The organism is uncultured Amaricoccus sp. (genome assembly GCF_937891315.1).
Taxonomy (GTDB): Bacteria; Pseudomonadota; Alphaproteobacteria; order Rhodobacterales; family Rhodobacteraceae; genus Amaricoccus.
In genome coordinates this window covers 1-10,748 of the sequence record NZ_CALAGI010000008.1, presented here as the reverse complement: position 1 = coordinate 10,748, position 10,748 = coordinate 1, and the positions used below count along the sequence as shown (strand labels likewise).

11 protein-coding genes are annotated in these 10,748 nt (G+C 69.7%); 6 read left to right on the top strand and 5 right to left on the bottom strand.

The features are described 5' to 3' along the window. Nucleotides 1-316: 316 nt before the first annotated feature. Genes Q0480_RS00570 through Q0480_RS00555 form a run of 4 tightly spaced genes read right to left on the bottom strand, consistent with a single transcriptional unit; the run spans nucleotide 317 to nucleotide 4,929 of the window. The gene (locus Q0480_RS00570) at nucleotides 317-1,333 is read right to left on the bottom strand and encodes a DNA polymerase III subunit delta (RefSeq protein ID WP_299129666.1); all 1,017 of its coding nucleotides are present in this window, start codon (nucleotides 1,331-1,333) and stop codon (nucleotides 317-319) included. 10 nt (nucleotides 1,334-1,343) lie between these two features. Then, nucleotides 1,344-1,850 carry an LPS assembly lipoprotein LptE gene (gene lptE / locus Q0480_RS00565; RefSeq protein WP_299129664.1) on the bottom strand — a complete coding sequence of 169 codons (507 nt, stop codon included), beginning with the start codon at nucleotides 1,848-1,850 and terminating at the stop codon, nucleotides 1,344-1,346. Then, on the bottom strand, nucleotides 1,837-4,404 hold the full coding sequence (gene leuS, locus Q0480_RS00560) for a leucine--tRNA ligase (RefSeq protein WP_299129662.1): 2,568 nt from the start codon (nucleotides 4,402-4,404) through the stop codon (nucleotides 1,837-1,839). Before leuS ends, lptE begins: the two co-directional genes overlap by 14 nt. Before the next feature lie 45 nt (nucleotides 4,405-4,449). Further along, on the bottom strand, nucleotides 4,450-4,929 hold the full coding sequence (locus tag Q0480_RS00555) for a DUF3576 domain-containing protein (protein ID WP_299129661.1): 480 nt from the start codon (nucleotides 4,927-4,929) through the stop codon (nucleotides 4,450-4,452). 244 nt (nucleotides 4,930-5,173) lie between these two features. Here Q0480_RS00555 and Q0480_RS00550 point away from each other — a divergent pair, with 244 nt between their 5' ends. The 5 genes from Q0480_RS00550 (at nucleotide 5,174) to plsY (ending at nucleotide 9,987) form a co-directional block, all read left to right on the top strand. Then, nucleotides 5,174-6,217: a porin gene (locus tag Q0480_RS00550; RefSeq protein ID WP_299129658.1), complete on the top strand. Its 1,044-nt coding sequence runs from the start codon at nucleotides 5,174-5,176 to the stop codon at nucleotides 6,215-6,217. Nucleotides 6,218-6,336: 119 nt separating this feature from the next. After that, the gene (locus tag Q0480_RS00545; RefSeq protein WP_299129656.1) at nucleotides 6,337-6,987 is read left to right on the top strand and encodes a YggS family pyridoxal phosphate-dependent enzyme; all 651 of its coding nucleotides are present in this window, start codon (nucleotides 6,337-6,339) and stop codon (nucleotides 6,985-6,987) included. A gap of 113 nt (nucleotides 6,988-7,100) precedes the next feature. Then, nucleotides 7,101-8,084: an aspartate carbamoyltransferase catalytic subunit gene (locus tag Q0480_RS00540; protein ID WP_299129654.1), complete on the top strand. Its 984-nt coding sequence runs from the start codon at nucleotides 7,101-7,103 to the stop codon at nucleotides 8,082-8,084. Then, nucleotides 8,078-9,358 (top strand): dihydroorotase, encoded by a 1,281-nt coding sequence (pyrC, locus tag Q0480_RS00535; RefSeq protein WP_299129651.1) that lies wholly within the window; start codon nucleotides 8,078-8,080, stop codon nucleotides 9,356-9,358. Before Q0480_RS00540 ends, pyrC begins: the two co-directional genes overlap by 7 nt. 11 nt (nucleotides 9,359-9,369) lie before the next feature. Continuing rightward, the gene (gene plsY, locus Q0480_RS00530) at nucleotides 9,370-9,987 is read left to right on the top strand and encodes a glycerol-3-phosphate 1-O-acyltransferase PlsY (protein ID WP_299129668.1); all 618 of its coding nucleotides are present in this window, start codon (nucleotides 9,370-9,372) and stop codon (nucleotides 9,985-9,987) included. Here the strand turns inward: plsY and Q0480_RS00525 are convergent. Further along, nucleotides 9,981-10,229: a hypothetical protein gene (locus Q0480_RS00525; RefSeq protein ID WP_299129649.1), complete on the bottom strand. Its 249-nt coding sequence runs from the start codon at nucleotides 10,227-10,229 to the stop codon at nucleotides 9,981-9,983. The two genes, plsY and Q0480_RS00525, sit on opposite strands and share 7 nt — an antisense overlap. Before the next feature lie 245 nt (nucleotides 10,230-10,474). Here Q0480_RS00525 and Q0480_RS00520 point away from each other — a divergent pair, with 245 nt between their 5' ends. Then, nucleotides 10,475-10,681 carry a DUF1127 domain-containing protein gene (locus tag Q0480_RS00520; RefSeq protein WP_299129647.1) on the top strand — a complete coding sequence of 69 codons (207 nt, stop codon included), beginning with the start codon at nucleotides 10,475-10,477 and terminating at the stop codon, nucleotides 10,679-10,681. The last annotated feature ends 67 nt before the right edge of the window (nucleotides 10,682-10,748 follow it).

The following is a 10,748-nucleotide window of genomic DNA, read 5'->3' as shown; positions in this document are numbered from 1 at the left end:
GGGCCAGAAGAACGAGGCCAGAGGAACGAGCGAGCGGAGCGAACGGGAGGGGCGGCGTGGGCGGCGGCGGCGGCGGCGGCGCGGGCGGCGAGCCGGCGCAGCAGGTCGGCGACGCGGCGACCGGCGCCCTGTTCGGGGTGGAAGGTCGGGCTGAGAATACTCACGTCGGTGCTCCAATGTTTGTCGGCGAATTCGCCTTGGCTGAAATCCGGCCGCGCGGGGCGCCACCGGCCCGGCCCTTGTGCCCTGCCGCCCGTAAGGCGCGCGTGACCCGCGCGTGACACAGGCTTCGGTTTTATCGGCGGTCGGGAGCGGCCTACTCGCGGCGGAGCGTCGCGATCCGGACGAGAAGGCGCTCGACCAACGCGAGCCCCGGTGTCGGGCGCGAGGAGCGGAGGCGCAGTTCGGCGTCCATGACGAGGCCGAGCGCCTGGCGGGCGCGATCGGCGCCGAGCGACCGCGCCTGGCCGGCCATCCGCGCCCGGCGCGGACCGAACACCGGAGGACGGGCGCGGCCGAGCGCCGCCTCGGGGCCATCGGTGGCGCAGGCGGCGGCGTAGAGCGCGCGGAAGTGCCGGGCGGCGGCGATGGTCAGGCTGGTCGGCGCCTGACCGGCCAGCCGCCGCATCGCCCCGGCCAGGGCCGCCGGGCGCCCCTCGGCGGCGAGATCGAGCAACTCGTCGATATCCGCGTCCTGCGTCGGGGGGGCGCAGGCGGCGAGATCCTCGGGCGACAGCGGGGCCGGATCACCACGCTTGTAAAGCGCCAGCTTCTCGACCAGCTGGGCGAAATCGCCGGGATCGAGCGCGCGGGCAATCGCCTCGGCATCGGCCAGCGCCTCGCGCGAAACGGCGCCGAGGCCGACCTTGGCGAGATCGGCGGCCACTTCTTCGCGACTCGGCGGATCGTCGTAGATGCCGATCGCGGCGACACCGGGCGCCTTCTCGAAAGTCTTGCGCAGGGCGCTGCCCGTGCCAAGCGCGCCGGCGGTCACCACGAGCCGCGCATCGCCCGGCCGCCAGCCGCCGAGCGCGGTGGCGACGAGCGGCGCCAGCCCGTCGGTCGCCTCCTCGACCAGCACGGCGCGCGGGCCGGGAAAGAAACCGATCGCCTTCAGCGCATCCTCGAGCGCGGCCGGGTCGCGGCGGAGGTCTGCGCCGGTGATCCGGGTCAGCCGCATTTCGGCCGCGCCGTCCGGGCCGATCATCGCGGTGACGAGCGCCGCGCGCTTCAGCGCCACCCGCGTCGCGTCCGCGCCGAAGAGCAACGCCCCGGTCCCGGCCGGATCGGGCGCGGCGAGATAGCGCGCCGCCTCGCGACCGGACAGTTTCACGGTGTCGCCCTCACGGCGCGCGGTCGCCGGCGGTGATGGCGAGTTCCAGCACGATCTGGTCGGCGAGGGTGGCGGCCAGCCGCCGCTCCGCGTCCTGCTCGGCCGAGCGGCTGGCGAAGGCCGACGCGGTCTCGGATTCGGGCGCGCTGTAACCGGTGAAGGATTCGACCTGCCCCGCGCGGACCGGCGGCCCGCCCGTCGCCGGAATCAGGCGATAGTCGGCGGTCCCGGTCAGGTTGTAGCGGGTGGTATAATCCTGCTGGGTCAGGGCGACGCCGCGGCGGTTCAGGCGAAAGGCGACCTCCAGCCGATAGTCGGCGACCTCGGCCTCGCCCAGCCGCTCGGTCAGCCGCTCGCGCATGGCAAAGGCGGGCTCGTCCCCGGCGATCGGCGCCACGGCGATGGTGCCGATCATGTTCGCGGCCGGCGATCCGGGCGCATAGAGCGGCTGGAAGCCGCAGCCGCCGAGCAGGAGCGCGGCGGCGAGGACGAAGGCGCGCGGGTCAGAGCACCACATTCACGATCCGGTTCGGCACCACGATCAGCTTGCGCGGGGTCGCGCCGTTCAGCACGCGCAGCACGGCGGCGTCGGCCAGCACCATCGCCTCGACGGCGGCGGCGTCCGAACCGCTCGGCACCACGATCTCGGCCCGGCGCTTGCCGTTGATCTGCACCGGCAGGGTGACGCGCGCCTCGGTCAGCAGCGACTCGTCCGCCACCGGCCAGGGCGCCTCGGCCACGAGGCCGGTGCCACCGGCGGCGATCCAGATGTCTTCGGCGAGATGCGGGGTCATCGGCGCCGTCAGTTGGGCGAGGATGCGCAACGCGGCGCGACGCTCGTCCGCGGGCGCGGCCGAGGCCTTGCCGATCGCGCCGGTCAGCTCGTAAAGGCGGGCTATCGCCTTGTTGAAGGCGAAACCCTCGATATCGGCGGTCACGTCGCGGATCGCCCGGTGGGCGGCGCGGGTCAGCGCCGCTCCGGCCTCCGCCTCGCCGGGTCCGTCGGCGCCGCTCTCGTGCGCCAGCCGCCAGACGCGGCCGAGGTGGCGATGCGCCGCCTCGGCGCCGGCGGCGGTCCATTCCACGTCGCGCTCCGGCGGGCTGTCGGAGAGCACGAACCAGCGCGCGGTGTCGGCGCCATACCGCGCGATGATCTCGTCGGGATCGACGACGTTCTTCTTCGACTTCGACATCTTGGTCGAAGGCCCGATCTCGACCGCCGTGCCATCGGCGAGCCGCGCACCGGCGGCGTCGCGGACGACCTCGCCGGGTTCGCGCCACAGCGGCCGACCATCGGCGCCGGGGGTCGAGTAGGTCTCGTGCGTGACCATGCCTTGCGTGAAAAGCGCGTCGAAGGGTTCGATCGCCTTGGCCGGCAAGTGTCCGGTCGCCTTCATCGCCCGGGCGAAGAAGCGCGAATAGAGCAGGTGCAGGATCGCATGCTCGATGCCGCCGACATACTGGTCGACATTCATCCAGTAGTCGGCCTCGGCCGCGTCGGTCGGCGTCGCCGCGCCCGGCGCCGTGAAGCGGGCGAAATACCAGGAAGAATCGACGAAGGTATCCATCGTGTCCGTCTCGCGCCGCGCCGCGCCGCCACAGGCCGGGCAGGTGGTCCGCGTCCAGGTCGGATGATGGTCGAGCGCGTTGCCCGGCTTGTCGAAGGTCGCGTCGTCGGGCAGGCGGACCGGCAGGTTCTCGCGCTTCTCAGGCACCACGCCGCAGGCGGAGCAATGCACGACCGGAATCGGACAGCCCCAGAAACGTTGTCGGCTGAGGCCCCAGTCGCGCAGTCGGTACTTGACGACGCCCGCGCCGAGACCGCGCTCCTCGCAGAACCCGATCGCCCCGTCGAGCGCCTGTTCGCCGGTCATCCGGCTCGAATTGTCCGGGCCGAGTGCCACGGGGCGCAGGTAGTCGACGGGCTCGGTCTTCGTGGGCACGAAGGCCTCCGCCTCGACGCGGGCCTCCGAGTCAGGCGCGGCGAAGACATCGATCACCGGCAGCCCGTATTTCCGCGCGAAATCAAGGTCGCGCTGGTCATGCGCCGGACAGCCGAAGATGGCGCCCGTCCCGTAGTCCATGAGAATGAAGTTCGCGATATAGACCGGCAATTCCCAGGCGGGATCGAAGGGATGCCGCACCTTGATGCCGGTGTCGAAGCCCTTCTTCTCGGCGGTCTCGATCTCCTCCTCGCTGGTGCCGAGCGCGCGGCATTCGGCGAGGAAGGCGGCGACGGCCGGATCGCCCTCCAGCGCTCTCGCCAGCGGATGCTCCGGCGAGACGGCGGCGAAGCTCGCGCCCCAGAGCGTGTCGGGCCGGGTGGTGTAGACCTCGAGCGCCTCGAAGCCCGAGGGCGCGCCCTCGGTCTCGAAGGCGAACTGCAGGCCGCGGCTGCGGCCGATCCAGTTGCGCTGCATCAGGCGCACCTTCTCCGGCCAGGCTTCGAGCCCGTCGAGCGCCTCGAGCAGTTCCCCGGCCATGTCCGAGATCTTGAAGAACCATTGCGTGAGCTCGCGGCGCTCCACCGGCGCGCCGGAGCGCCAGCCTTTGCCGTCGATCACCTGCTCGTTGGCGAGCACCGTCATGTCGACGGGGTCCCAGTTCACCACCGCGGCCTTGCGGGTGACAAAGCCGGCGTCGAGCATGTCGAGAAACAGCGCCTGCTGCTGGCCGTAATACTCGGGATCGCAGGTGGCGAACTCCCGGCTCCAGTCGATCGAGAAACCGAGCGGCAGCATCTGCGCCCGCATCGCCTCGATGTTGCGATAGGTCCATTCGGCCGGGGGCACGCCCTTCTCGATCGCCGCGTTCTCCGCCGGAAGGCCGAAGGCGTCCCAGCCGCGCGGATGCAGGACGTTGAAGCCCCGCGCCCGCTTGAAGCGGGCGATGACGTCGCCGAGGGCGTAGTTGCGCACATGGCCCATGTGGATGCGCCCGGAAGGATAGGGGAACATCTCGAGCACATAGTATTTCGGCCGCGAGGGATCGTGGCGTGCCCTGAAGACCTCGGCGGCCTCCCAGGCGTCCTGCCATTTCCGCTCGATCTCCCGCGCGTCGTACCGCGACATCAGGCCATCCTTCCTATCGGGTCGCGCCGGGCCGGTCGTGCCGGATCAGCGCCCGGCGTCGGCGATCCGCAGCTGCCTGGCCCGCGTCAGGATCGCGTTCTCCAGCGCGCGGTTGTCAGCCTCCGTCACGCCGACCGCCCGGCCGCCCTGCTGGCGGAAGGCGGCGACCTTGAGCGAGCGGGCATCGAGCGCGGCCGAGCTCACGTAGACGGTCACGCGGAACGGCGTCGGATCGCCGGCCACCCGTCCCCAGCCGGTGATGAGGACGCCGGAGAACGGGTCCGCGCTCTCCAGCGGCAGGAAGGAAAGGATGTCGAGCGAGGCCCTCCAGATATCCTTGTTGACCGCGACCCCGAGGTCGGGCTGGTTGCGCTGGCGAAACAGATCGAAGATGGACTCCTCGCTGACCTCGTTCGCGATGTTGCGCTTCTCGATGGCGGACTGGGTCTGGGTTTCCGCGTCGCCGCAAGCGGATAGCGCCGCGCAGGCGGAGAAGACGAACCATATCGCGGGCGTGCGTATCACGGCGGCTTCCGAGCGATGAATACCTCGGCGGTGTGTAAAGGCTCGGCAATCCGCGGGCAAGCGCTAACCCGAAATCGGGCACCCGGCATCACTGTGGCAAAGCTGCATCAACATCTGAAGCAAACGTTCATGGCCTCCGTGCCGTGCTTGACCCGTGACAGGGCGATGAGCGAATACATCCTCACTTGGTCCGGATGTCCCGGATTTGAGATAGGTTTCGAACGAAGAAACACGAGGAAAAGCGATGAAGAACGTACTCTTCGCAACCACCGCCCTGGCCGCTCTCGCGGTTGGCGGCATGGCCTCGGCTCAGGGGATCTCGCTGTTCGGCAGCGCCCGCATGGGTCTTGGTTATGGCATCAACAACGACGGTACCGTCAATCTCGACGACGATGGCAAGCCGTCCGACGACCTGCGTGCCGTCTCCCGTGTCCGCTTCGGCGTGAACATGACGGGTGAGACCAACTCCGGGATCACCTTCGGTGCGACGATCCGCGCCGACAATGCCATCGCCGGCTCCGGCGGCTCGCTGGGTCAGAACGCTGGCGACGTCTTCGTTTCGGGCGCCTTCGGCACCCTGACCATGGGCGACACCAACGGCGCCGACGAGCAGTGGGTTGGCGACCTGGTTGGCGACTACTCGCTGACCGGCCTCGGCGATCTGGACGAGACCGCGTTCATCTCGAACGGCGGTTCGTTCGGTGGCGACGACACCAACAACTTCTTCTCGAACCCGGACGCTCGTCCGACCATCCGCTACGACTTCGAGATCGCCGGCTTCGGCCTGTCGCTGTCGTCGAACAAGGAGCTCGACGCGGTTGGCGTCGGTGGTGGTTACGCGGGTGAATTCGCCGGCGGCACCTTCAACATCGGCCTCGGCTACTACGACTACCAGGAGTTCACCGACATCGGCGCCCCCGGGCCGGCGGACAACGTGACCATTCCTGGCGGCAAGCAGTACTCGGCTGTCATCGGTGGCACCTTCGGCGACTTCGGCGGCAACATCATCTACGACAACGCGGACTCCGACGGCGACTCGTTCGAGACCCTCGGCGTTGGCTTGACCGCTGGCTTCGGCGACTTCGACATCGGCGCCTGGTATCGCAACGTGATCAGCGCCGACGGCGGCCTTTCGGAGATCGACGGCGAGCAGGCCTATGCCCTGACCGGTCAGTACGACCTCGGTGGCGGCGCGACCGTCAACGGCGGCATCCAGAAGAACTACAAGTTCCTCTCGGGTGGCGACGCGGCGACGACGGCCGACTTCGGTATCTCGATGGCGTTCTGATCCTTCACGGGACAGTGAGACCTGGAAAGGCGGGCGGAAAGCCCGCCTTTCTTATTTCGACCGGCTGATTTCTCGCCCGGTGGTTTTTCAACGGCCGTCACGCGCGGAGTGCCCGTTCCATGTCGCTTCAGGACATTCGCGCCCGCGTCGATCGCGCCACCGCCGCCGCTGGCCGGCCGCCGGCCTCGGTAACCCTCGTCGCCGTTTCGAAGGTCCAGCCGGCGGATCGCGTGCGGGCCGTCCTCGAAGCGGGTCATCGGACCTTCGGCGAGAACCGCGTGCAGGAGGCGGACGGCAAATGGCCCGCGTTCCGCGCGGAATTCGGTCCGGTCGAGTTGCATCTCCTCGGGCCGCTGCAGAGCAACAAGCTCGGCCGCGCGCTCGAACTCTTCGACGTCATCCACAGCCTCGATCGCGACAAGCTGGCCCAGCGCCTGGCCGACGCCGTTCAGGCCCGCGGCCACTGCCCTACCCTCTTCGCGCAGGTGAACACGGGGCGCGAACCGCAGAAGGCCGGGCTCGATCCCGAGGCGATCGACGCCTTCGTCGCCGCCTGCCGGACGCGCTATCATCTGCCGCTGTTCGGCCTGATGGCGATCCCGCCGGCCGACGAGGATCCCGCGCCGCATTTCGAAGCACTCCGGGCGATGGCCGAGCGCAACGGCCTCCCTGGTCTTTCCATGGGCATGAGCGCCGATTTCGAAACCGCCATCGCCCATGGCGCGACGCATGTGCGCGTCGGCTCCGCCCTCTTCGGCACCCGCGACTGACCGCTTCGGCGCGCCCTCCCGGTGACTTGGGACAGCCGGGCGAAACACGCCCGACGCAATGCCTTGGCCGCGCCGTCCAACCCGGCTTGCCCCCTCCGGCGCGCCTGCTATAGATGCGCCGTCCGCGCCCCCGGGAGGTTCCCCTGTTCACGCACCGCCACCTCCTGGGCATCGAGGGTCTGAACCGCGCCGACATCGAAACCATCCTCGATCTCGCCGACGGCTACGTGACCCTGAACCGCGGCTCGGACAAGCGCGGCGACGCGCTGCGCGGGCTCACCCAGATCAACATGTTCTTCGAGAACTCGACCCGCACCCAGGCAAGCTTCGAGCTCGCCGGCAAGCGGATGGGCGCGGACGTGATGAACATGTCGGTGTCGCAGAGTTCGGTGAAGAAGGGCGAGACGCTGATCGACACGGCGATGACGCTGAACGCGATGCATCCCGACCTGCTCGTCGTGCGGCATCCGTCGTCGGGCGCCGTGGCGCTGCTGGCCGAGAAGGTCAATTGCGCCGTCCTGAACGCCGGCGACGGCCGGCACGAGCATCCGACCCAGGCGCTGCTCGACGCGCTGACCATCCGCCGGCGCAAGGGCCGGCTGTCGCGGCTGACCGTTGCGATCTGCGGCGACATCGCCCATAGCCGGGTGGCGCGGTCGAACATCCTGCTGCTCGGCCGGATGGAGAACCGCCTGCGGCTGATTGGCCCGCCGACGCTGATGCCGCCCGGGATCGAGAGCTTCGGGGTCGAGACCTTCCAGGACATGCGGCGAGGGCTCGAGGGCGCCGACGTGGTGATGATGCTGCGCCTGCAGAAGGAGCGGATGGACGGCGCGCTCATCCCCTCGATGCGCGAATATTATCACCGCTTCGGGCTCGACGCGGAGAAGCTCTCCCATGCGAGACCCGACGCCATCGTCATGCATCCGGGCCCGATGAACCGCGGCGTCGAGATCGACGGCACACTCGCCGACGACATCAATGTCAGCGTGATCCAGGAGCAGGTCGAGATGGGCGTCGCCGTCCGCATGGCGGCGATGGACCTGCTCGCCCGCAACCTGCGGGCGCGAAACACGCCGGTTGGACCGCCATGCTGACCCTCGTCAACGCCCGCCTGATCGACCCCGAGACGGACGAGGCGCGGCCCGGCGGCATGGTGATCGCCGAGGGGCGGATTCAGGAATTGCTAACCGACTCAACCCAAGGTCGCGGCACAGGGAGGATCGTTGACTGCGACGGTAAGTGGCTCGCCCCCGGCATCATCGACATCGGCGTAAAGATCGGTGAGCCGGGGGAGCGGCACAAGGAGAGCTTCCGCACGGCGGGCGCGGCGGCGGCGGCCGGCGGCGTCACCACCATGGTGACGCGGCCCGACACCAGCCCGGCGATCGACACGCCCGAGGGGCTCGAATTCCTGCTGCGCCGCTCGGTCGAGGCTGGCCCGGTCAGGGTGATGCCGATGGCCGCCCTGACCAAGGGCCGCGGGGGCGCCGAGATGACCGAGATCGGCTTTCTCATGGACGCCGGCGCGGTCGCCTTCACCGATGCGCGGGCGGTGGCGAATGTCCGCGTATTCCAGCGCTGCCTCACCTACGCCGCGGGGCTCGGCGCGCTCATCATCGGCCATCCGCAGGATCCGGTGCTGTCGGCCGGCGCCTGTGCCACCTCGGGCCCCTTCGCCTCGCAACTCGGCCTGCCGTCGGTCTCGCCGATGGCGGAGCGGATCGGGCTGGAGCGTGATCTCGCCATCGTCGAGATGACCGGCGCGCGCTATCACGCCGACCAGATCTCGACCGCCCGCGCCCTGCCCGCGCTCGCCCGGGCGAAGGCGGCCGGGCTCGCCGTGACCGCCGGCTGCTCGATCCATCACCTGACGTTGAACGAGTTCGACATCGGCGACTATCGCACCTTCTTCAAGCTGACCCCGCCGCTGCGGTCCGAGGACGACCGGATCGCCATGGTCGAGGCGGTGATGGCGGGCGCGATCGACGTCATCGGCTCGTTCCACACGCCGCAGGACGAGGAGGACAAGCGCCTGCCGTTCGAGGAAGCCGCCTCGGGCGCGGTCGGGCTCGAGACCCTGCTGCCGGCGGCGACCCAGCTCTATCACGCCGGCCATCTCGACCCGACGGCGCTCTGGCGGGCGCTGTCGCTCAATCCCGCGCGCCTGCTCGGGCTCGAAGCCGGGCGGCTCCGCCCCGGTGCGCCGGCCGACCTCGTGCTCTTCGATCCCGACGCGCCCTTCGTGCTGGACCGCGCGACGCTGCGCTCGAAATCGAAGAACACGCCCTACGATCTTCGCCGCATGCAGGGCCGCGTCCTCGCCACCTGGGTCGGGGGCCGCGAGATCTTCACCCGGGAGACCCGATGATCAGTGGCCTGATGCTCCTCGTCGCCTTCGCGGTGAAGTCGGCGCCCTATGTCTTTCTGCCGGCCTATCTCGTCGGCTCGATCCCCTTCGGTCTGCTGATCACCCGGGCGCTCGGCCTTGGCGACCTGCGCGCGATCGGGTCGGGCAATATCGGCGCGACCAACGTGCTGCGCACCGGCAACAAGGGCGCCGCGGCCGCGACACTGCTGCTCGACGCGGCGAAGGGCGCCGTCGCGGTGCTGGTGGCGCGGTACTTCCTGGGCGATACGGCGGCGATCGTCGCCGGCTTCGGCGCCTTCATCGGCCATCTCTTCCCCGTCTGGCTACGGTTTCGCGGCGGCAAGGGCGTGGCGACGTTCCTCGGCGTGACGCTGGCGCTGGCGCCGCTCGCCGGCCTGCTCTGCTGCGCGGTCTGGGCGGCGACGGCGGCGATCTTCCGCTATTCCTCGCTGGCCGCGCTGATCTCCGCCGCGACGGCGCCGATCTGGCTCGCCCTCTTCGGGCCGCCGCAATCGGTCTGGCTCGGCCTCGTGCTGGCGGCCCTGATCTGGCTGCGGCACCATGCCAATATCGGCCGCCTGTTCTCCGGCGCCGAGCCGCGGATCGGCGCCAAGGGCCGCGCTCAGTAGCTGAACTCGGCGAAGACGCGGGCCAGCGTGTCACGCATATTGTCGCGCGGCGCTCCGATGCCGTGGAAACCGGCGCGGCCGGTCTGGGCGACGATCGCCTGCAGCGCCTCGATCAGGTCGCATTCCTCGGCGAAGAGCCCGCCCGCGCCCCGACCCGCCTGCTCGCGGGAGACGAGGTCGATCATGGCGGCGCGGGTCGGGGCGGCTGGGTGGGCGGACGAAGTCATCGGCTGGTGCGACATGGCGGCGATCCTCTTGCTGATGTCCCTGCCTAGCCCCCCGGGCGTGACACGAGCGTGAGCAGCGCGTAAATCGCGTGCGCCGCGAGCAATGCTCCAACGGCATGACGGGTTTCTCGCAACGGCCATTGTGCAGCGCAGCATTCCGCCTAAGTTCAATGCCATGCCGGTCGGGATCTTGATCGCGGTATGATCCGCGACCCGCGCCACGGGGCGCGCCGGGCCGATGCACGTGAGAGGAACAAGTCATGGCACATGCCATTTATCCCCAGAGCTACCAGGTCGCGAACGAGCCCGGCCTTTTCGCGCGCGTCAGCAAGGCGTTCGCCGATCGTCGCGCCTATCTGGAAATATATCGCGAGCTCGCCGCCCATTCGGACCGTGACCTCTGCGACCTCGGGATCTCGCGCCACAATATTCGCGACATCGCCCGGCAGGCCGTCCACGGCGCCTGACGGCGACCGGGTCTGGAGCGGAGTCCGATCCGGCAGAGCCGGCTCGTCCGCTCTAGAGTCTTGATTT